This is a genomic window from Pseudanabaena yagii GIHE-NHR1, from assembly GCF_012863495.1.
Classification (GTDB): domain Bacteria; phylum Cyanobacteriota; class Cyanobacteriia; order Pseudanabaenales; family Pseudanabaenaceae; genus Pseudanabaena; species Pseudanabaena yagii.
This window is the reverse complement of sequence record NZ_JAAVJL010000001.1, coordinates 3,082,860-3,104,156: the sequence shown is the minus strand read 5'-3', so window position 1 is coordinate 3,104,156 and position 21,297 is coordinate 3,082,860. Positions and strand designations below refer to the sequence as shown.

The window sequence follows — 21,297 nt, the reverse complement described above, 5'->3', positions numbered from 1 at the left end:
GGCGCGTTGCGCCCCCCTTTTTTGTGATCTCAATCAAAAAAATTTTGCTGGAATAGGGAATAAATTAGGTACGGTTTTTCGGTATCATAGGCATCAGATTAAAGTTAAATGTTAAATTTATATAAAGGGCGATAAGCAGTGACTATCAGGGTAGCGATTAACGGATTTGGACGCATCGGACGTAACTTTCTCAGATGCTGGGCAGGTCGCAAAGAAACAAACATAGAAGTAGTGGGACTTAATGATACTTCTGATCCTAGAACTAACGCTCACTTGCTGAAGTATGACTCCATGCTCGGCAAATTTGATGCCGATGTTAGTGCTGATGACACAACTATCACTGTCAATGGCAAAACTATCAAAACTGTTTCTGATCGCAATCCTGACAATTTGCCTTGGAAAGATTGGGGTATCGATCTAATTATTGAATCTACAGGCGTATTCATTGATAAGGCTGGCGCTAGCCGACATATCAACGCAGGCGCGAAGAAAGTCCTCATCACTGCTCCTGGAAAAAATGAAGATGGCACATTTGTAGTTGGTGTAAACGAAGATCAATACAACCACGACATCCATAACATCATCAGTAATGCTAGCTGTACCACTAACTGCTTAGCACCTGTCGCTAAAGTACTTCTCGAAAACTTTGGCATTGTTAAAGGGGTCATGACCACCACCCACAGCTACACTGGCGACCAACGCTTGCTTGATGCTAGCCACCGCGATTTGCGTCGTGCTAGAGCTGCGGCCTTGAGCATTGTTCCTACCTCCACTGGTGCAGCTAAGGCAGTTGCTCTTGTATTACCTCAGTTGGCTGGCAAGTTAAATGGTATTGCTTTGCGCGTACCAACTCCTAACGTTTCCGTCGTTGACTTTGTTGTTGAAGTTGAAAAGCACACGATCGCTCAAGAAGTAAACGAAGCATTCCGTGCTGCTGCTGAAGGCTCCATGAAGGGTATTTTGGAATACAACGAATTGCCTCTTGTATCCATCGACTATCGCGGTACTGACGCATCCTCCATTGTTGACTCTTCTTTGACCATGGTCATGGGTGGCAACATGGTTAAGGTTGTTGCATGGTACGACAACGAATGGGGCTATAGCCAACGTGTTGTTGACTTAGCTGAAGTTGTTGCTAAGAATTGGAAGTAACCATATAAGCAAGATAGAGTTTCCATGCAAAACTCTATGTACCACTAGAAGAGCAGCAATCGCTGTAAACAAGTAAAAAATCAAATAAAAAAGAGAGCGTGATATACCGAATCACCCTCTCTTTTTTATTGCAAATACAGCTATTTCGCTGATGTATCAGCATAGAAAGATGCAGTTAGATCAGACAGAATCTTGGTAAAAACACTCATAAAACATAGCAATTTGCAAATAAGTGCATACTTATTTGCAACCCAAAATCAATTCCAAATAGGAATCTTAATTAAATGTAGGATTCATTAGGAGTGAAACGTAACTCATCATTGAGTCCAATTGATGAGTTACGCGATCGCTAAACAACTCTACGTTTAATTCCAACAACTTCCCTAGTAAGAGTTTTGAGTTTTGATTTTGCCTATAGCAAAATCAAAACTGCTTAACTAATGCTGATTTGTGAGGAAAAGTGAACTATTTTAACAATCATATTCAGTTGCTATTGTGGTAAGTAAATACCTCGATTTTTTATAAAGGCAATCACAAGGCACTTTTTTCAATCGGCAATCAAAATGAAACTCCCCGCCCCTTTAGTTAATTTTGGTGCTTTCTGTAAACGCAATCATCAGCAACTAGTTGCTGGCTTGATTACTTTCTCTGTGTCTCTAGGAGTTTTAGTATTACGAGACAACGGCACTTTTAAGCAGATTGAACTTTTGAGCTATGACAACTTAATGCGATCGCAACTCAACGAACCAAGCGATCAACGTATTGTCATTGTAGAGATTTCTGAAGCCGATATTCAAAGATTTCGATGGCCATTTTCTGATCGACTTTTTGCCAAACTCATTAATCAAATTGCATCAGCAAAACCCGCAGTAATTGGTATTGATAAATATCTTGATCTTCCTGTACTAGATGGACGGAGTGAGCTAGTTGAAGCAACTAAAAATGCAGGTAATGTCGTTAATGCCACATTTCTTGCCACTGTAAAAGGTAGAAGCAATGTTGAACCTGCCAAAGATCTCGAACAAATTAGCCGTTATGGCTATGTCAATTTATCAACGGATAAGGGGGCAGTTGTACGGCGCTCTGCTATCGTTGGCGACTCAGGTTCCTTTGCTTTTGAAATTACCCAGCTATATTTACAAAAATTGCATAATAAGCAGCAGCTTGTTTTTAATCCAGATGCGATTCAATTTACAGCAGGGAAACAAATCATTCCGCGAATGACAGCCAATTATGGTGCATATCGCAAGGAAGATGATAGTGGATATCAAGTAATGATCCGCTATCGCGGTAAACCACGTTCTTTTCAACATATCAGTGCAAGCGATGTCATTGACGGAAAATTTGCCCCAGAACAATTTCGCGATCGCGCTGTACTGATTGGGATAACTGCGGAAAGCCTCAAAGATAGCTTTGCTACGCCCGTTACTGCTGACGAAGAGGTGATGTATGGAGTGGAGATCCATGCCAATATCGTCAGCCAGTTAATTAGTGCCACTTTAGACGATCGCAAATTTATACAGGTTTGGTCAAACGATCTCGAAAACCTCTGGATTGCAATCTGGGCAATTATTGGTGGTGGACTAGCAACCTTTATTCCCAATGCTTTCAGAAATGTTGGGCTTTTAGCTACTCTTGCGATCGGCTTAACCGTTGGTAGTTATATTGCCTTTGCTCAAGCATTGTGGCTCCCCATCTTTCCTTCATTATTAGGCTTGATATCGGCAAATGTGTTAGTCATGTCATATCAACTTGCCATTCAACAATCGGAGCGCAAAGTCTTAATGGGACTCTTCTCGCGTCACGTCTCCAAAGAACTAGTGGATATAATTTGGAGCAATCGCGAGAAATTTATGGAAGAAGGACGGATCACAGGACAGGAGGTCTATGTAACAGTCTTGTTTACTGATATGCGGAATTTTAGTACTGCTGCCGAAGCTCAAGCCCCAGGAGAAACCTTGAATTGGCTCAATAACTATCTCGGCACGATCGCTAATGAAGTTTTAGCCCATGGTGGCATGGTGGATAAGTACATTGGCGATGCAGTAATGGCGGTTTTTGGTGTCCCAATTCCCCATGCAAATGAAGTTGAGCGTACCCGTGATGCTCAATCGGCTGTCGATGCAGCTTTAGCGATCGCCCGTAAACTTGCCGAGATGAATGATGTCTGGGTAGCTCAAGGATTACCACCTGTTACTACAGGAATTGGGATTAACTCTGGTACTGTGATTGCTGGTAGTTTGGGTAGTGCTGAACGCTTGGAGTATTCAGTTTTAGGAGATGCGGTGAATATCGCTGCCCGTCTAGAAAGTTTTAATAAAGAAGTGGACGGTGGTCCTCACCATATTTTGATTAGTGAAGATACCCATCAGAGGCTAAATAATAATTTCAAGACTGAGTTTGTGGGCAAATATGCTCTCAAAGGGAAAAAGCAAGAAACAGGAATTTATCGAGTATTAGATATTCAGAAAAAAGCGAATCCTGTCGTTTCTTCAGCTTCATCAGAAACTACATAAAAAAGCGACGCAATGCGTCGCTTTTTTATGATTTTGTTTACAGTCAGAAATGAATTTATTTACCTGACTTGGTTAACACTTTAATGGGAGTTGTCGAGCTAGTCGAAATATCTGTCACGACTGGAGCATTGTCTGTAGGCTTAGCTTCAGTTTTAGCATCTGTGACTGCTTTTGCAGAAGGTTCCGCAGATTTAGTCTCAGTCTGTTCTGTGGAATTTGTCCGTCTAAAATTGAAATTTTTGAAGTAATTCTTCAATTTATTTGAGGTATTTTCTAGAACATCACTAGGGGCTTCATCAGACTTGGAATCTGGTTTAGATTTGGTTTCTGTAGAAGTTAGATCCTTAGCTGCTGGCTGACTAATTGGTTCCTTAGTTGGTACAACAACAGGAGTAGTAATGACATTAAAGCTGGGCTTAACCTTGACAGGCTCTACAACAGGTGTAGTCTTGACCAAGGGTACGGTCTTAAACTTCACAGGTTCTATAGAAGTAGGCTTAACTATGGGCGCAGTTTTAACAGGTTCAGGAGTGGCTCTAGGAACGTACTTAGACCTTACAGGCTCTACTGTTGGCTTCACTACAGGCGTTGTCTTGACTGGGATTGGGGTCAATTTCACAGGTGTAGTTACAGGTGCAACCTTAACAGGCTCTGGCGTAGCTTTCACTGGAGTAACCACGGGTTCAGCCTTGACCTTTACTGGAGCGATCAGCGTTGCTTTGACAGGAGCAGGGGTAACAGGAGCAACGGTGGTAGGTACTGGCACTACTACAGGAACCACAGGTACTACCGAAGCTGGAGCAGTTTTATCCGCAGGTTTTACTTCTTCTGTCTTAACTGCGGCTTGCGGTGTCGCTGTCGGAGCAGGTGACACAGGTTGAGGAGTTTCTTCAACCTTAGCAGGAGTCACTACAGGGGCAGGAGTTACCTCAACAGGGGTAGGAGTTGGCACAGGGGTAGGAGTAGGTGGGACATAGTTAGGATCAACGATCGCTTCAATATTGGCAATCTTTTCACCACGCACTAGACGGGAGAGGGTATCAGTACCATTAGGCTGGAAGTTGATTACATGGGCAGTGCTATTAAACACATTGGGAATTGCATCGCCATCATCTTCGAGAAGTTCCAACTTCACCCAGTTTTTACCAGACTTCAAGCCCTTTAAATAAATTGGCTCCCAGCGATCAAAAGTAAAGCTTTGACCATTAATCGTGGCGCGTACTTGCCAGTCATCAATAGTCGGTTCATCCTTGTCCAGTAAGTGCAAAGGCGCATTTTGGAGGTAGAAGTCTAACATTACTGGCTCTGCACCATAGGTTCCAACAGGACGGCTATAGGTAAGCAGGGGTGTTTTTGCGTCAGGAGTATTTTCGCCAGTCTTCGTTAAGACATTAAAGGAAACCTGAGCATAGGCTCCTTTGTTTTTAAAACTTTCATGCCAAGGACGAGAGGCAAAAGCGCGAATTGTATGGGTTCCGGGAGAGAGATTCTCAAAGGTTGCGGTTTGGTTGAGATCGTAAAGCGCTTTGTATTCTTGGTTATCTAAGGTCACATGGATATGGGGACCTAAACCAAAGTCAGCATTTTTGAAAATCGGCAAATTTTTAACGTCAAATTTCACCGCTACTTGGTCACTATTAAGTACCTCATCGGGTTTAGGGCTAACTATGCTTACCTGTGGCTCGTAGCGCTCTAGAAGCCGACTTAAACGCTGAATCTCGGTAGGTGGTGAAACTTCGACAATGTTCGTAGCGACAGTCTCAACTTTTTTGACGGGGGCTTTGCTCACGGGTTTATTATCACCACCGCAAGCTGTGAGGTAAAAGCATAGGGCGATCGCCATTACCAAACTAGTTAACTTTTTCCAAGGGATATTTCGCCAATAAGCTTGAACTCGCGAAGTCTTTGGCTTGTCTTCGGGTTGGTTAGAGTTTGCGATCGCGCTCATAAAAACTATGCTCAACTCAGATTACACAGGCAAATATACCGAAAAATGACCTCTTTGCTTATAAAGAAACTTCATTATTTATAAAGCTATTTACAAAAGTGCTGTCTAGATTAGGTTTTCCATAAATTGGTTTATGCTAAAAATTGTGTCCTTTCACCGTAAGAGCTATTTTCGTCCATGCAAGTACGCCGCCAGTCTGAATTTGCCCAACACAAAGGTTATGCGATCGCCCCTATCACTGATGCGCCCCAAAATATCTTAGAAAAAATTGTCTGGCAAAAAGAGCGTGAGGTGGCGCAAATGTATGCGAACGAGTCGTTAGAGTCGGTAAAAGCTAAACTGGCAAATGTGCCACCAGCGCGAGACTTTTATGGCAGTTTGCAAAATTCCCTTACCCAGCCTGCCTTGATCGCTGAGGTCAAAAAAGCATCGCCCAGCAAAGGCATATTTCGTGAAGATTTTGATCCGCAAGCGATCGCGAAAGCCTATGAAATTGGTGGCGCAAGTTGTCTTTCGGTATTGACCGACTCAGAGTTTTTCCAAGGTGGTTTTGAAAATCTGCAATTAGTACGCCAAGTCGTTGATTTACCGTTACTTTGCAAAGAATTTATTATTGACCCCTATCAAATCTATTGGGGGCGATCGCATGGTGCGGATGCCGCTTTATTAATTGCAGCTATTCTCACTGATGCTGATTTGACTGAGTTACAAGCATTAATTCATCAGTTGGGAATGACGGCTCTAGTTGAAGTCCATACTCCAGAGGAATTAGATCGGGTTGTGCAGATTCCTGATGTGCGCTTAATCGGGATTAACAATCGCAATTTAGAAAATTTTGTCGTCGAGCTTCAGCAGACCAAAGTTTTAATGGATAGACTAGATCCAGAAACTAGAAATCAATATCTCTGGGTAAGCGAGTCTGGTATTTATACCCGTCAAGATTTAGATTTTGTGCAAAATTGTGGAGCAAGTGCAGTACTAGTGGGTGAGTCTTTAATCAAGCAAGAAAATATTAAAGAAGCAGTGAAGAATTTGCTAGGAAATTAAATATCCCCAAACCCTTAGTAATTAGTAAGAGCATATTGTACACATTTTAATCCTAGAGATGAAATACGACATGCTTGTGGTCCATCAACACTTCCACCGAGATGATCCCAAGAACCAACCAAAGGATCATAGGCAAGACCAAGTTGTATCAATCCATAAACAGTAACTTTTACATCTAAGTCTTCCCAACCTAATCTATCTGCAATTTCATGCAACTGGATTTTTGGATCTTTTTGATGTTCTACCTCATATAAAACTTGTAGAACCAGTATTTCCTCATCGGATATTTGTGAGATCACTCGTATGCAAGACTGTTTACCAATATGTTTACTTGTTGGCAAAGTAGCTGAAAACATTAGAGCATTTGCTAAAGCATTGCATTTTATTTCTGAAGAGGTTCTTACTGCTGCATCCAGTGTTTGTAAAATAATGTCCTTAAATTGATCAGTTTCTAAAAAAGCATAATCAATTTTTGATTCCTCAAGAGAAGCAAATTTCTGCTTAACAGATAGAATAAAGTTATTCAAGTTTTTATTTTGCCAAGCAACCATACCAGCAGCTATCGGAGCGCTGATAAAGGCTCCAATAATAGGGACAGAACTAATTAACTCATTAGCTGCTGCAATTAATGGTTCGAGGGATTGTTCTCTCTTATTAGTCATTTTTTTAGTTAGTAACTATACTGGACTTTAGATAGTATTCAAACAAATTTAATCTTTAATTTATGATAAAAAACAAGAAATTATGTCATTAACCGTGCCATATAGCTTGAATACAAAAACTAATTTTTTGGCACAGAAAGCTATTAGCGATCGCTTTTTTAATGAATGGTACGAAGATTTACCAGAGTTGACCGAAGCTGAGAAAGAACGTTGTGATCTATTAAAAGAACGCTATCTTTACCATCGCCATCACGGACATATTAGCGAAGGGCTAGTTAATCAAATCGCGATCGCACCTTTGCTTGAAATGGCAAGTTTTTACGATCCACCTTTCGATATCAGAGCAGAATACCCCGTTCAGATTGAATCAGTAGATGTTGATGACAATGAAGAAACCATCTATCAAGGTCAGATTGATACACTCGTGATTCACAAAAAACTATGGGTACTAGTAATTGAATCAAAAGGACAAGCATTTAGTATCGAATCAGGCATGGCTCAAGCACTTACCTATATGCTGGATAGCCCTAATCAATCACAACCAACCTATGGATTTATTAGCAATGGTGGATTTTCAATATTCCTGAAAGTGCTGAAAGGGGAGATCACTCAATATCAGTTTTCCAATGATTTCTCATTATATAACCGCAAGACTAATGAACTCTGCTCTGTACTTATGATTCTTAAGAAAATCTCTAAATTGTTTCAACAAACTTGATCGCCGATCGCTAATAACAGAGGAAGTATGAGCCAGAATTTGCAACCATTATTTCAAATATTTCAGAAGTTTTTACTACCAGTGATTCGGGTTCTTGTTCTTGCTTATATTGGCTTAGCGATCGCCTTATATTTCGGACAGGCAAACATGGTATTTATGCCAAGCAAAGATGTCCTAGAAACACCAAAATCTATTGGCTTAAAATTTGAAGATATTCAACTAACTACTAAAGATAACGTCAATTTATCTGCTTGGTTTGTACCTGCAAAAGATAACAACCCTATTGGTAAAGCAGTGATTTTGTTTTGTCATGGCAATGGTGGCAATATTGGTAATCGTGTTAGCTATTTACCAATATTTAAAGACTTGGGGCTTGCCACATTTTTATTTGACTATCGCGGCTATGGCAAGAGTGAAGGGCAGCCGAGTGAAGAGGGAACCTATAAAGATGTTGAGGCAGCATGGCAATACCTCACCCAAGAACGCAAAATCCCGCCCCAGAAAATTATTATCTATGGCGAATCTCTCGGTGGGGCGATCGCTTCCTACATTGCCCAGACTACTGCTCAACAAAATCCTCAAAATCCTGCAGCAGGGCTGATCCTTGCCTCGACATTTACCTCAATTAGCGATCGCGCCGCCGAGCTTTACCCATTCCTGCCAATTCGCCTATTATCAAAATTTTCCTACAACTCCATTGAGCGCCTACCGAATATCAAAATTCCTGTATTAATCATTCACAGCAATGAGGATGAGATTATCCCGTTTCATCATGGCGAGAAAAACTTTCAAGTAGCCAATGCACCTAAAAAACTAGTTAAATTGCGCGGTGATCATAATGGTGGCTTTCTAGACTCCCTCGAAACTTACCGCAATGGCATCAACGAATTTGTTCAAAAGATTTAAATTTCTTCCCAAAAATCGATCGCTAAGATTGCTTCAATATCGCGGCTAAATTGCCACGAATCAGGAAAATTGACAGATTTGTAACCTTGATTACGCCTCACTATACGCAACGCATCATGAAACGCATTTTGAAATAATTCAGGATCGTTTACATAATTTTTGAGACTAGGAGATTGCTTGAGGATATCTCTAATTATGTTGCGAGTTCTATCGATAGTCTCTACCCATCCCGCATAGTCATACTCACTCTTGACATAGCAACGCTTTAGCAGATGTTCGATTAGTGTTGTTAATCTTTGCTTCAATTCGCGCCTGTCTCGACCAGCCAAACCTGCTAACTCCTCAATTAAATTTTCAACATCAAGATCCTGTAATTTCCCTTCTTGCAATTGCGCGATCGCATTTTCTAGCCAAAGATTCAGATCTTGCTCGTATAGAGATTGTTTAGTTGCGATTGCTTGGGTCATTTATTTTTCTCCTTTGCTATTAGTGCCATCGTCGCTAGGAAAGCAATATAGCCATTAACAATATAACAAGAGGCTATATTGGTTAGAGAGCAAGAATATTTAAATCTTGACCTAATCTCTAACTAAGTCAATAATCACCAAAATTATCTGTGCTGCTAGGTTTCGATCCCGGAAAACAAAAATGTGGTGTTGCTGTCATGGGCTTAGATCGGAAGCTGCATTTTCAGGCAGTTATCCCCAGCGCTGAGGCGATCGCTAAAGTTGGTAACTTATTAGATAGTTACCCTATATCATTGATGGTGATGGGCGATCAAACCGCATCTAAGCAATGGAAAGCGAAGTTGCAAGCATCATTCCCCGATTTGCGGATCATCACCGTAGACGAGCGTTATAGTAGTGAAGAGGCGCGACAAAGATTTTGGGACATTTATCCTGCAACAGGTTTAATGAAATTAGTCCCCCGTGGAATGCGATCGCCTGACCGTCCCATCGATGACATTGTGGCAGCGATCCTCATCGAAAGATATTTAAGTAGACTAATTAGCTCCTAACTATAGCTGTCGTACAGAAAGCCCCAGAAGATTAGTTGCGGGGCTTCGCGCCGCAACTAATCTTCTGGCTTTATGCCCTAAGCAAAACTTGCTTTGCTATATCAAAAAGCTCAGGCGAAGCGTGAGCTTTTTGAGAAAAGTTTTGTCAAGCTTCGTAAAGTAACATTAAGTAAGCTTGAAGCAGGGGTATGTAGAAATGATATCTTTGCACTTGATATCAAAAGCGTATACGCAATTTGGGAGAACATCTCAATGTCAGAAGAACAAGCAACAGCGAGCTTTACCGCTCCTAAACCTACTGGCAAAACCCCTATCTGGGGCGGTAGCACAGGTGGTTTGCTCAACTCAGCCTTTACCGAAGAAAAGTATCTGATCTCTTGGGACAGCCCTAAAGAGCAAGTATTTGAACTTCCTACTGGCGGCGCTGCAACTATGGTCAAGGGCGATAACTTACTCTACTTAGCAAAGAAAGAGCAAGCACTTGCTTTAGGTACACAGTTGCGTAAATTTAAGATCACCAATTATAAAATTTGGCGCGAATTTCCCAATGGTGACCAAGTGTATCTCCATCCTCAAGATGGTGTATTCCCTGAGAAGGTGAATGCTGGTCGCGTTGCTGCTAATAGCGTCGGACGCAAGATTGGTGACAATCCTAATCCTATAAGCGTTAAGTTTACAGGTAAGGCTACTTACGATGCCTAATTAATAGCCTTGGCTATTACTATTGCTCTCATTCATTTTTATTTTTTGCAAAAGCTACCGCGATCGCTTGATTTCGGTGGCTTTTGTTTTATGAATACGCGATCGCATGAGTCCTACCGTCTCTCCTAAGGCTCATGCTGGTTAGACCCAGAGAAATTTTTCAAAGCACGACTTCGTCGTGCTTTGAAAAATTTCTCTGGGTTTTAATTCAGTCTGGAGTTTAGACTAAAAAAGGTAAAAAAGGCAGAGTAAAAGAGATACAAACTGCCTAAAGTAGATGAAAAGTAAAGAGACATCTACAGCCATGATTATTGATAAACTACAAGACTTTCGTCAACAGGTATATAGATTTTTAGGGAACGGACGGGATGCAATATTTGACTTGATGGATGCAGTATTGACCAGTCCGAGAGTGAAATCATTTGTAGAATTATCGTTATCCGCAGTGTATCGAAGAAAATGGTCAAGTCTGTATGAATCATTAAAAGACAGTCGCCCCAACCGAGGCAGGATAAGACGGTTATGTGTGGAACAAATACCCAAAGACATCCGCCCTTTGCTAGCAGGAGACCATACAGGATGGGGAAGACCCCATGCCAAAACGCTAAAAGACAGGAGTTTTGTGCATCAACCGAATTTGGTAGAAGGGAACAAACCGATCGTGTTAGGGCATGACTACAGCACCTTGGCATGGATACCAGAGATGACAGGGAGTTGGGCAATCCCGTTATGTCACGAGCGGATCAGTAGTTTTGAGACAGCAGGGCAAAGAGCCGCATTCCAACTGAGTCAAGTATGTCGAGATTTAACGGTAAGACCAATCGCTACTTACGACAGTGAATATGGCAGTGCCGTCTTTATGAATTTGACTGAGGATATCCCTGCCGATTTACTAATACGTCTACGTCCTAACCGATGCTTATACAAAGCCCCTGCGCCCTACAGTGGTTATGGTCGTCCTCGTAAGCATGGGGATAAATTCCAACTTGCCAATGCTGATAGTTGGGGAGAGCCATCGGCAACTTTTAGCTTAGAAGATGAGACGGTTGGACAGGTGCAAATCCAGCAATGGTCTAACTTACACTTTCGGCAAGCAGCCCAACGACATATTCAAGTTATTCGAGTTACACATTCTCATTGCTCTGGTTTGTGGTTAGCTTGGGTGGGTGAACAGATGCCGACTTTAGACTCCCTTTGGCGCTTGTACTTACGTCGTTTTGCCATCGACCATTGGTATCGTTTTGCCAAACAAAGATTACATTGGACTCTTCCCCATTTGTTGACTCCTCAGCAAGCTTTGCGTTGGAGTGACCTTATGCCTTTACTCTCTTGGCAATTGTGGTTGGCTCGTCAACTGGTTATTGATACTCCTTTGCCTTGGCAGAAACCTCAAACCAATCTTAATTTTGGTCGAGTCGCTCAGGGCTTTGCCGCACTTTTGGTCAGGATTGGCTCTCCTGCTTGTTCTCCCCAACCTCGTGGTAAGTCTCTCGGTTGGAAATCTGGACGCAAGCGTTCTCCTTTTTCTCGCTTTCCTGTCGTCAAAAAACGAGCTTCTCGCTCGAAAAAGGTCAATCAAGACTACCTTAATTCCTAACTTTCAATATTCTCTTTTTCTCTCTCTTGCTTTTTCTCAGTTCTCCGTTTTCTGGGTCACTTTTTCCTGCTCTTTTTCTGATTCTCTTAATCAACTTAGTCTAAATTCCAGTTCAGTGCAACGCGCTGTATGTATCTCGCTTGCTTGAAAAGTGCGATCAACCTTAAATAAATGTTGCAAATTTTTAGTACAAATATCTAAATTTGAGTAATAGCAAGGTAATCACTTAAAATTCAGTATGAATTAAACAACGCCAACTAAGGAGTATTAGTGTCATAATGATGCAGACTTACTAAACGAAATCAACCTCGAAAGGCAATGGCGAAAAATTCTTCTGCAACGGCAAATAGTCAAGTTGATAAGGCTACCCCGATCGCCCAAGCAGCAAATGCTCAATTAGCAAAGGCGAGCATCAGCCCTGAGAAAAAGAAGGCGCTCGATGCGATCATGCAAAAGATCGAGAAGGATCATGGCAAAGGCTCGATCATGCGCTTGGGTGATGCGACGAACATGCGCGTTGAGACCATTCCTAGTGGCGCATTGCCCCTCGATCTTGCCCTTGGTGGTGGCTTACCCAAAGGGCGGGTGATCGAAGTATACGGACCTGAAAGCTCTGGGAAAACGACATTAGTACTCCACGCGATCGCCGAAGTCCAAAAACGTGGTGGTGTGGCTGCCTTCGTGGATGCTGAACATGCCCTCGACCCTACCTATGCGGCAAGTGTTGGTGTCGATATTAATAACCTGTTAATTTCCCAGCCCGACTCAGGGGAAATGGCATTAGAAATTGTTGATAATCTTGTGCGATCGATGGCTGTCGATATTATTGCGATCGACTCCGTTGCCGCGCTTGTACCCCGTGCCGAAATCGAAGGGGAAATGGGTGCTTCCCATGTTGGTTTGCAAGCTCGATTGATGAGCCAAGCACTGCGTAAAATCACAGCAAATGTGGGGCGATCAAACTGTATTGTCATTTTTCTAAACCAGTTACGTCAAAAGATCGGCGTATCCTATGGCAGCCCTGAAACAACTACAGGCGGTACTGCTCTCAAGTTCTATGCTTCGGTGCGTCTCGATATTCGTCGTATCCAAACCCTCAAAAAAGGCACAGAAGAATATGGGATTCGTGCCAAGGTTAAGGTGGCTAAGAATAAAGTCGCTCCACCCTTCCGTATTGCTGAATTCGACATCATCTTTGGTAAAGGCATTTCCACTCTCGGCTGTCTCGTTGACCTAGCCGAGGAAATGAGTATCATTGTCCGTAAGGGTGCATGGTATAGCTACCAAGGTGACAACATTGGTCAAGGTCGCGACAATACGATCAAGTATATGGAAGATAAGCCAGAATTTGCTCAGGAGGTTGAGCGACAAGTGCGCGAAAAACTCTCCGCAGGTGTAGCGGTTTCAGCGACAAAGGTTGTCCCTGAAGAAATTGAGCCTGAAGATGACGATATTCCACCAGATGATTTCTAAATCAAAAATAAAAAAGCAGCGCTAGGCGCTGCTTTTTTATTTAGAAGACCAACATATCCCGAATCAGCCATTTATTATCTTTTTTCACAAGATCATATTCAACTGTATAGTTTGCGTTGTCCTTTGAGCCACTGCGATCTAGTTCCCCATTATTAAAGTAATTACGGGATTCCGATATTTTTGCAACTACCTTCGCTTTGGTATCTCCGTCGGTCGTCACCTTATCCACTTCACTGGATTTGACCTCATATTGCAAATATGAGTTACTTGCTTTTAAATCCTTAGATCGACTTTTCCAATCACTAAGAGCAGGATCAGTCAGGATTTCTTCTAATAAGTTATCTTCATAGGTTTTGCCTAACGCTTTTGTTTTAGTAAGCTGCCATGTTTCGATGACCTTGGTTGCCGTCTCCTTATCTAGGGGGCCAGGTTGCGCGATCGCTACGGAGTTATTCTCTTTGATGGCTTGTACTATGGGCGCGAGGTTTTTCTCTAGGGGGATGGTTGCCTCGGAGCGAGAGGCTCCAGTCAAGGCGCGTAAAGCCCAAACCATTAGCCAAATCGAACCTGCTAGCAAGGCGATCGCTACGACAATAACAGTAACTAAACGACCAAAATTAAACTTGCGTTTTGATGCTGAATGTCCTGAGTTATGGCTAGAACGATTGATTTCCTTAGCAGCATCATTGATATTTCGATTGTTGCGAACAGAGGGAACGTTACTAGGACGACGCGATCTAGGTAGATCGCGCACGGCATTGCCTCTGCCATTAGTGTTGCTAGTATTGCTATAGTTTGGTCTCTCAAGGACAGGCGTACTCGATCGCTGAAAGCGATTAGGTGCTTCAGGGGAATAGGTCGAGAGTCTTGGCTCGTTGCTAGTAGTGGTTTCCAGATCGCGTCTTGGGGGTGACTCCTCTACAGGTGTAGGTGTAGACCAACCTAAGCGATCGCCACCGACAGGAGATGTCCAGTCCGACGAGGGCGCACCTGTATTTGGCAATTCTTCGAGATAGGCTTGCACCTGCTCATCGGCAAAGTAATCCTTGAGTGACACGATTTGACTCATCAAATCACGGAAATGCGGATAGACCTCTTCTTGAAGCCAACGTTCGCTATAGAGACATAGCCCAGGTAGGAGATCGGGCGCACCCTCAGAATTTTGGCGAATATAGGCAATTTGATCGTCTTCAGAACTATTTTCGATCGCCGCGCTTGCCTCTTCAGTTTGTCCGAGGAGCAAAGCACATACCGCTTTTTCGAGATAAATATCCTGCTTGGCGCTAAGTTTGACCAGCAAGCCCTTTGCTCGCCGAATCAAGGCAGGTTGTCGTTGCGAGAATCCCCGCGCAATTAAGGCATAGACCGCTAAATAGGTTGCTACCGAAGAGGGGCGACGTGCTTCTTCTTCAAACAGAGTTTGCTGCTCGATGGCGGTCATATAGCTGCGTAATTGCTGAATAAAGCGCAAAAAGTCATCAATACCGAGGCTAGAGTAGTCATTGCCTGAGCCATCAATACCGCGACGCGCCTCAAGCATTTCCTGCAATAGTGACATCCCTTTGCGATGTTCATTGGTATGATTGTCAGGGGATGCTAACAATTCAAGAATCCGATAGGGACGTAAGCGGAAGAGATCAGCTTGGATCTCACTACGAATGCTGAGAAATAGTCCTTCTCGCAATAGCAGGTCTTGGGCAGATTCTAGGGACGACGCAGCAGCTTCATATTGACCTTGTTTCCAATATTCCCGACCGAGATCAAGAAAAGACAGAGATACCGAAAGCAATAGGTCGGGGTCATGGGGCGAGATCCTTGCCGACTGGTATTCGGCTTCTTCGGGATCGTAATAGGGTTTAGCAAGGGAAAGGACTTTCTCGGATTCGCCGAGTTCGTACAAAATTAGTAATAGTCCTGCAAAGTCTTTTTCGTCAGCTTCGACTTGTGGCGGTAGGGTTGTGACTGGACGATCATTAGGGCGATCGCTGATTTCATCAGAAATGCTATCTTTAGGGGCACTAATATGCTCGATTAAAAGTTCGTAAGCTTTATCGATGATGCGTTTGCGAGAGGCGATCGCCGCATCAGAATATTCCCGCCTTGGCATAGAAAGCAGGCGATCTCTGTGGGCTTGCTGGATTTTGTCTAGCCCTGATAGGTGTGTTAAACCAAGAATGCGGTAACAGTCTAGGGGAACTCTCACTTTGCTTTTCTACCCAAAACTTCAATTGGAAATGTCGATCTAAGCGCCGATAATACCAACCTGTTTGCCTCTCAAAAAAGATGCTCCGTAACTAACGCATTAAAATGCATTAATAGCGCATTAATAAAGTATGCATATGCAATTCTGAATACTCCAAAAATGGAGTACATAGAACGCCCGAATTATACACTAAGTTGATTATCTTGGCGAAAGTAGCTAAAAAAGTAAAAAGCCCATAACAAAACGTTAGTTCGGGTTAAGCTGGCAAATTTTGGGCTTTGAGAGAGGGTTTGCTACGTAAACCCTCTCTCAAAGCCTGTTTCAAATTATCTAGAACTCGCGTTAACAGAAAATAAGGAATCAATTTTTTGTGGTGCGTCAAAGCCGCATTACAAAAAAATTAAGAGTCAAGGGCGATCGCTTTATCGATTGCTAATTTCTCGTTCAAACGGGTTTGATAGGCTTTGAGTTCTTTGGGTTTAATGCCACTAATGATGCAAAAACTATCCGCATCCATGCCTCGCGCTAGCATTTCGATGCACCAAGTATATCTGGCTTGGGCGATCGCTAAGGATGAGCCATCTAGATTGCAATAGGTTTGCGTCCAGCTTGTCCACATTTGCTCGATTTCTTCTAAAGATAAGGGTTGAAGGTCGCCACTCAAAAACATTGCCTCTCTATGATCAAGAGTCTGAGCATCTTCCTTTTGATCACCTTTATATCTCTCCTTAATCTCCTGTCTACGGCTCTTCAAATAGGCACTGAGGGGATTATTAGTTGCCGATCCGTAGCGATGCCCCAATATTTTTTGATTCACAGGCACTGAGCGCACCTGATCAGCCACATCTTTGGTGCGTAAAATTCCGTGATTGGCTTGAATTTGATAATCCTTAACTCTTAATCGCGTAATATCAATTGCCGTCAGTCCTGCCCCAAACAATAAATAGGCGATCGCATAATCTTTTGCACCACATTTCTTGGCTTGCAGGAGAATTTCGCGTACCGTCTCCGCAGGAATATCGATTATGGGATGGGCGGGTGTTAACTGGCTGACCTCTTGGACAAACATATCAACTAGAGTATTGACAAAATCATCGCGATCGCGCCAGATGGTATGCACATCACTAGTCAAAGTAATGACGGCATAGCCCAAGATGCAAGTATTTAATAGGTTAGCCAGTTTAATCGGTGGCAAAGTATATTGCAGTCGCGAATTTGCCAAGACATCATTAATTGCCGTGGCGATCGTTTGATTGACCTGATTAATACCTTGGGCAAGGGCTTGACGACTCTCGGCGGGATATTGTCCTGCTTCGCCAACGAGCGATCGCACTAACTCAGGCACACTTTCGAGCGCCCGCAAAGAACTCTGGATGTAGTATTTGAGAAAGCGACGCAAGTCGCTCTGACTAGAAATATCAGACACCATCAAGGACTCCCCTACTTGAGCCAGTACCAAATATTTTTGCAAACATTCTTGCAATACCGCTAACAATAAACCATGTTTATTCCCAAAATGGCGAAATAGAGTTACTTCATTAACTTGAGCGAAATCAGCGATTTGGCGAGTAGTGGTCTCGGTAATTCCCTTGCTAGCAAACAGCTCCAGTGCTGTGTTAACAATGCGTTGGCGAGTGGGAATTCGAGATACAGACATGGGAGCATGTACCATTGAGATGATTTGCAAGTGATACTTGCATTATTACTTAAAAAACAGTTAGACTTGATATAACTGTAAGTGATACTTGCATCTCCTCACCACCCCTTAAGTTGTTATTTCATGACCGCCACTACTGAAGCCATCTCAACTACCCCAAAACTGAACTGGACAAATGTTGCCTTTTTCAGTGCTTTTCATATTGCTGCCCTCGCCGCTCCTTTTTATTTTTCATGGCAAGCTGTGATCCTCACGATCTTCTTGCATTGGTTCCTTGGTAGCATTGGGATTACCCTAGGTTATCACCGATTACTGAGTCATCGCAGTTTCCAAGTCCCTCAGTGGTTGGAATATATCATTGCTACCATCGGCGCATTAGCCATGCAGGGTGGTCCTGTATTCTGGGTGGGTGGACATCGCCAGCATCACGGTTTTACAGAAGATAATCAAAAAGATCCCTATTCGGCAAATAAAGGTTTTTGGTGGAGCCACATCATGTGGATCATGTACTCTAAGCCTGAGCATTTCAAGAGTACTTACTACAACAAGTTTGCCCCCGATCTCGCTAGCGATCCTTACTATAGATTCCTCGATAAATACTTCTTGCTTTTGCAAGTACCCTTCGCTGCATTGCTCTATGTAATTGGCGAGAAGTTATTCTCTGGACTCGGCATGTCCTTCTTGGTTTACGGCATGGCTGTGCGTTCAGTCTTTCTATGGCATAGCACTTGGTTGATTAACTCTGCTTGTCATAAGTGGGGCTACAAGAACTTTGCAGAAACCCCTGACCATTCCACCAATCTCTGGTGGGCAGCAATTTTGACCTACGGCGAAGGCTGGCACAACAACCACCATGCTTATCCTAAGTCTGCTCGCTCTGGTTTGAAATGGTGGGAAATTGATCCAACTTGGGGTGTGATTAGTTTGCTGCAAACATTGGGCTTAGCACAGAAAGTTTACATAGCTGAGCCTTGGCAGGCTAAGTAACAGATAAAGGGCGCTAAGAGCGCCCTTTATCTGTTTTTAAGGGTAAATTGATGCAAGTAGCAAAAACAGATACATTGATGCGATCGCTAATATGTCACCCTTATTTCAATGGGTGATACCAAGTCCGTAAAGTGTAGCCATACTGCATCGGCTTAAAAGTAATACCCATTCAGATTTTAAAATCCTCAAAATAGATGGCTCTATTTTGGGGATTAATATTAATACATGCGGGAAATCAAGCATATGGATCATCGCCACATTCGCTTTAGCGATCGCCACGAAGATGTCGATTTAGAGCAATTACAAGAATTATTCAAAATGGGGGCATTTTGGGCAAAAGATCGCACTGTGGCAGGTTTAGCGATCGCGATCGCCAACTCCAAACCGGTTGTAACGGTATGGGATGGCGATCGCCTGATCGGACATGCCCGTGCCACTAGTGATGGTGTTTACCGAGCCAACATCTGGGATGTGGTGATCAATCCTGATTATCGCGGTGCAGGGCTAGGTCGCAAATTAGTCCAAACAGTATTAGCCCATCCCCATGTTTGCAATGTGGAACGGGTATATTTAATGACCACCCATCAGCAAAAGTTTTACGAGCATATTGGGTTTGAGCAAAATTCTTCAACGACCTTAGTTTTATTTAACAAGGATTTAGATAGCGATCGGCAATTAATGGCTACGGAACTAACTCAAGCTAATGCCTACTAAAAATATGTGGTGCTTCACACCACATATTTTTTATTTAAAAGCATCTTTTAATTGATTGATTAGTATTTGCAAATACTGCTAAGTATTACAACCTATGTAACGATGTAATATAAGTATGTGAAATATACATTACTTTATTTCTTTTATTATCCCATTTAATTTTGGTGGGAGTCCATGGTCGAAACATCGTATCGAGAACAAAAACGTACAAGAAGTGAATTTGAGCGCCAATTACATCGCCTCGAGCAAGATACTTTGCGAATGGGCGCACTTGTCGAAAATTCCTTTCTTTTGGCTCATTCCGCCCTATTTGAACGCGATCTAGAAGCTGCTACTCGCATCGATCCTCAAGACAAGCAGATTGATCAGATCTATCGCCAAATTGAAATGGATTGCATCAATTTAATTGCTTTACAGTCACCAGTCGCTCGCGATCTCAGATTATTGAGTGCTTTGATGCAACTAATCCGTGATATTGAACGCATTGGTGACTATGCCGAAAACCTTGGTGATATCGCGATTAAGCTTTTCCCTTATGCACCATCTCCTTATTTAGGTGAATTACAAACCATGTCTAATCGCTGCCGAGCTATGCTTGCCATGAGCTTAGAAGCGTTAGCTAACCTTGATGAAAATATTGGGCTGGAGATCAAGGCTAAAGATGATGCCGTTGACTATGACTATCAAAACATCTATAACCTCCTCGCTTCCCAAAGAGTATTTGGTGAACCCATGGAACCTGTAATGCTGATGGTCTTAGCAATTCACCATTTGGAAAGAATGGCGGATCATGCAACTAATGTGGGGCTGAGGGTTGCTTATATTGTGACGGGAAAACTTGGCTAATTAGCTAAAAATCAAAAAAGGCTGTGGCTTAAGCCATAGCCTTTTTTGATTGACGGATAGTTTTGACACATGCTCTTAATCAATTTTCCCCAATTGTTTTTTGTTAGAGCGTAAAGCGCTATAGCGCGGTAATCTAGATTAGGTGTTATACAGCACTTAATCTAGATTACGTGGGAAAGTTTTAAGGATTGCAATGAAGTCATATTTGGCGGCCGCCGTACAAATGACCAGTGTCTCGGATGTAGACAAAAATCTTGCTCAGGCAGAAGATTTGATCCAACTGGCAGTAAATCGAGGAGCAGAATTAGTCTGTTTACCTGAAAACTTTCCGTTTTTGGGCGATGAAAGTGAAAAGATCAGGCTTGCTACAGAAATTGCGGAAAAAAGCGAAAAGTTTCTGATTACGATCGCTCAACGCTATCAAATCCTGCTACTTGGTGGTGGTTTTCCAGTACCAGTATCTAATGCTAGTAATGGTCATGCAGGCAAGATGTACAACACGGCTCTGTTAGTTGGTCGTGAGGGTGAAGAACTCGCCCGCTATCGCAAAATGCATCTATTTGATGTCAATTTACCTGATGGTAATACCTATCAAGAATCAGCCACAATTCTCGCTGGTGAAGAAGCACCACCTGTTTACTACTCTGAGCAATATGGCAATCTAGGGCTATCGGTCTGCTACGACGTGAGATTTCCTGAACTATATCGCCACTTGTCTAAGAATGGCGCAAATGTCCTGTTTGTGCCTGCTGCCTTTACAGCCTTTACAGGTAAAGATCATTGGCAGGTCTTATTGCAGGCAAGGGCGATCGAAAATACCAGCTATGTCATTGCTCCTGCTCAGGTGGGAATGCATACCCCACGTCGTCAGTCTCATGGACATGCAATGATCATTGATCCTTGGGGCATTGTCCTAGCTGATGCTGGCGATCGCACAGGTGTAGCGATCGCGGAAATTCAACCATCGCGCATCGATCAAATCCGCCGCCAGATGCCATCCTTGCAACATCGCACTGTTTTATAAAGCCTATGACTCACGCTGCGCGTGAGCCATAGGCTTCAACTCAGCTATTCATCAAGATTATGTTGCTGAACAAGAAGCATAATCTTCTTTCTGAAGACTTATAGCTTTTCGGACTGGTTCTAGTGGA

General features: G+C 42.9%; 18 protein-coding genes. 13 read left to right on the top strand and 5 right to left on the bottom strand.

The annotated features are described in order from the left end of the window. Positions 1-138 precede the first annotated feature (138 nt). On the top strand, positions 139-1,152 hold the full coding sequence (locus tag HC246_RS14185; protein WP_169363943.1) for a type I glyceraldehyde-3-phosphate dehydrogenase: 1,014 nt from the start codon (positions 139-141) through the stop codon (positions 1,150-1,152). A 563-nt stretch (positions 1,153-1,715) separates the two neighbouring features. Next, a complete protein-coding gene (locus HC246_RS14180; RefSeq protein ID WP_169363942.1) occupies positions 1,716-3,668 on the top strand; it encodes a CHASE2 domain-containing protein in 1,953 nt (650 codons plus the stop codon). A gap of 55 nt (positions 3,669-3,723) precedes the next feature. Here HC246_RS14180 and HC246_RS14175 read toward each other — a convergent pair whose 3' ends face one another. After that, positions 3,724-5,616, bottom strand: a complete 1,893-nt coding sequence (locus tag HC246_RS14175; RefSeq protein WP_169363941.1) for a hypothetical protein — start codon at positions 5,614-5,616, stop codon at positions 3,724-3,726. Positions 5,617-5,793: 177 nt separating this feature from the next. Between HC246_RS14175 and trpC the strand changes: the two genes are divergently transcribed. Next, complete coding sequence (gene trpC, locus HC246_RS14170; protein ID WP_169363940.1) at positions 5,794-6,663, top strand: indole-3-glycerol phosphate synthase TrpC; 870 nt, start codon at positions 5,794-5,796, stop codon at positions 6,661-6,663. Between the two features lie 14 nt (positions 6,664-6,677). Here trpC and HC246_RS14165 read toward each other — a convergent pair whose 3' ends face one another. Further along, the gene (locus tag HC246_RS14165) at positions 6,678-7,325 is read right to left on the bottom strand and encodes a hypothetical protein (protein ID WP_169363939.1); all 648 of its coding nucleotides are present in this window, start codon (positions 7,323-7,325) and stop codon (positions 6,678-6,680) included. A 127-nt stretch (positions 7,326-7,452) separates the two neighbouring features. Between HC246_RS14165 and HC246_RS14160 the strand changes: the two genes are divergently transcribed. Next, positions 7,453-8,043, top strand: coding sequence for a type I restriction endonuclease subunit R (locus HC246_RS14160; protein ID WP_169363938.1), 591 nt, complete (start codon positions 7,453-7,455; stop codon positions 8,041-8,043). Between the two features lie 27 nt (positions 8,044-8,070). Then, the gene (locus HC246_RS14155; protein ID WP_169363937.1) at positions 8,071-8,949 is read left to right on the top strand and encodes an alpha/beta hydrolase; all 879 of its coding nucleotides are present in this window, start codon (positions 8,071-8,073) and stop codon (positions 8,947-8,949) included. Here HC246_RS14155 and HC246_RS14150 read toward each other — a convergent pair. Then, positions 8,946-9,416, bottom strand: coding sequence for a DUF29 domain-containing protein (locus HC246_RS14150; RefSeq protein ID WP_169363936.1), 471 nt, complete (start codon positions 9,414-9,416; stop codon positions 8,946-8,948). The two genes, HC246_RS14155 and HC246_RS14150, sit on opposite strands and share 4 nt — an antisense overlap. Before the next feature lie 149 nt (positions 9,417-9,565). Here HC246_RS14150 and ruvX point away from each other — a divergent pair, with 149 nt between their 5' ends. From ruvX to recA, 4 genes are all read left to right on the top strand, one after another. Continuing rightward, positions 9,566-9,967 carry a Holliday junction resolvase RuvX gene (gene ruvX / locus HC246_RS14145; RefSeq protein ID WP_126388608.1) on the top strand — a complete coding sequence of 134 codons (402 nt, stop codon included), beginning with the start codon at positions 9,566-9,568 and terminating at the stop codon, positions 9,965-9,967. 252 nt (positions 9,968-10,219) lie between these two features. Beyond that, complete coding sequence (locus HC246_RS14140; RefSeq protein ID WP_169363935.1) at positions 10,220-10,669, top strand: photosystem I reaction center subunit II PsaD; 450 nt, start codon at positions 10,220-10,222, stop codon at positions 10,667-10,669. Positions 10,670-10,973: 304 nt separating this feature from the next. Next, positions 10,974-12,266: an NF041680 family putative transposase gene (locus HC246_RS14135; protein ID WP_169364407.1), complete on the top strand. Its 1,293-nt coding sequence runs from the start codon at positions 10,974-10,976 to the stop codon at positions 12,264-12,266. A 318-nt stretch (positions 12,267-12,584) separates the two neighbouring features. Continuing rightward, positions 12,585-13,739 carry a recombinase RecA gene (gene recA / locus HC246_RS14130; protein ID WP_126389526.1) on the top strand — a complete coding sequence of 385 codons (1,155 nt, stop codon included), beginning with the start codon at positions 12,585-12,587 and terminating at the stop codon, positions 13,737-13,739. A 40-nt stretch (positions 13,740-13,779) separates the two neighbouring features. On the opposite strand, the gene HC246_RS26745 is transcribed toward recA, so the two are convergent. Together HC246_RS26745 and HC246_RS14120 are read right to left on the bottom strand one after the other, a co-directional pair. Then, positions 13,780-15,942, bottom strand: a complete 2,163-nt coding sequence (locus HC246_RS26745; RefSeq protein ID WP_169363934.1) for an IMS domain-containing protein — start codon at positions 15,940-15,942, stop codon at positions 13,780-13,782. Between the two features lie 400 nt (positions 15,943-16,342). Next, positions 16,343-17,599 carry a TetR/AcrR family transcriptional regulator gene (locus HC246_RS14120; protein ID WP_225902958.1) on the bottom strand — a complete coding sequence of 419 codons (1,257 nt, stop codon included), beginning with the start codon at positions 17,597-17,599 and terminating at the stop codon, positions 16,343-16,345. Between the two features lie 123 nt (positions 17,600-17,722). Between HC246_RS14120 and HC246_RS14115 the strand changes: the two genes are divergently transcribed. The 4 genes from HC246_RS14115 to HC246_RS14100 all read left to right on the top strand — a co-directional run bounded on the left by HC246_RS14115 (position 17,723) and on the right by HC246_RS14100 (position 21,170). Next, the gene (locus HC246_RS14115; RefSeq protein WP_169363932.1) at positions 17,723-18,586 is read left to right on the top strand and encodes an acyl-CoA desaturase; all 864 of its coding nucleotides are present in this window, start codon (positions 17,723-17,725) and stop codon (positions 18,584-18,586) included. Positions 18,587-18,829: 243 nt separating this feature from the next. Next, positions 18,830-19,300 (top strand): GNAT family N-acetyltransferase, encoded by a 471-nt coding sequence (locus HC246_RS14110; RefSeq protein ID WP_169363931.1) that lies wholly within the window; start codon positions 18,830-18,832, stop codon positions 19,298-19,300. A gap of 174 nt (positions 19,301-19,474) precedes the next feature. After that, the gene (gene phoU, locus HC246_RS14105) at positions 19,475-20,146 is read left to right on the top strand and encodes a phosphate signaling complex protein PhoU (protein WP_169363930.1); all 672 of its coding nucleotides are present in this window, start codon (positions 19,475-19,477) and stop codon (positions 20,144-20,146) included. Positions 20,147-20,339: 193 nt separating this feature from the next. Then, positions 20,340-21,170, top strand: coding sequence for a carbon-nitrogen hydrolase family protein (locus HC246_RS14100; protein ID WP_169363929.1), 831 nt, complete (start codon positions 20,340-20,342; stop codon positions 21,168-21,170). The last annotated feature ends 127 nt before the right edge of the window (positions 21,171-21,297 follow it).

Excerpts from the sequence above, each read along its gene's own strand:
- HC246_RS14110 (WP_169363931.1), top strand. The coding sequence starts at position 18,830 with ATGGATCATCGCCACATTCGCTTTAGCGATCGCCACGAAGATGTCGAT.
- recA (WP_126389526.1), top strand. The coding sequence starts at position 12,585 with ATGGCGAAAAATTCTTCTGCAACGGCAAATAGTCAAGTTGATAAGGCT.
- HC246_RS14180 (WP_169363942.1), top strand. The coding sequence starts at position 1,716 with ATGAAACTCCCCGCCCCTTTAGTTAATTTTGGTGCTTTCTGTAAACGC.
- HC246_RS14135 (WP_169364407.1), top strand. The coding sequence starts at position 10,974 with ATGATTATTGATAAACTACAAGACTTTCGTCAACAGGTATATAGATTT.
- phoU (WP_169363930.1), top strand. The coding sequence starts at position 19,475 with ATGGTCGAAACATCGTATCGAGAACAAAAACGTACAAGAAGTGAATTT.
- HC246_RS14155 (WP_169363937.1), top strand. The coding sequence starts at position 8,071 with ATGAGCCAGAATTTGCAACCATTATTTCAAATATTTCAGAAGTTTTTA.
- HC246_RS14115 (WP_169363932.1), top strand. The coding sequence starts at position 17,723 with ATGACCGCCACTACTGAAGCCATCTCAACTACCCCAAAACTGAACTGG.
- HC246_RS14100 (WP_169363929.1), top strand. The coding sequence starts at position 20,340 with ATGAAGTCATATTTGGCGGCCGCCGTACAAATGACCAGTGTCTCGGAT.
- HC246_RS14165 (WP_169363939.1), bottom strand. The coding sequence starts at position 7,325 with ATGACTAATAAGAGAGAACAATCCCTCGAACCATTAATTGCAGCAGCT.
- HC246_RS14140 (WP_169363935.1), top strand. The coding sequence starts at position 10,220 with ATGTCAGAAGAACAAGCAACAGCGAGCTTTACCGCTCCTAAACCTACT.
- HC246_RS14120 (WP_225902958.1), bottom strand. The coding sequence starts at position 17,599 with ATGTCTGTATCTCGAATTCCCACTCGCCAACGCATTGTTAACACAGCA.
- trpC (WP_169363940.1), top strand. The coding sequence starts at position 5,794 with ATGCAAGTACGCCGCCAGTCTGAATTTGCCCAACACAAAGGTTATGCG.
- HC246_RS14175 (WP_169363941.1), bottom strand. The coding sequence starts at position 5,616 with ATGAGCGCGATCGCAAACTCTAACCAACCCGAAGACAAGCCAAAGACT.
- HC246_RS14150 (WP_169363936.1), bottom strand. The coding sequence starts at position 9,416 with ATGACCCAAGCAATCGCAACTAAACAATCTCTATACGAGCAAGATCTG.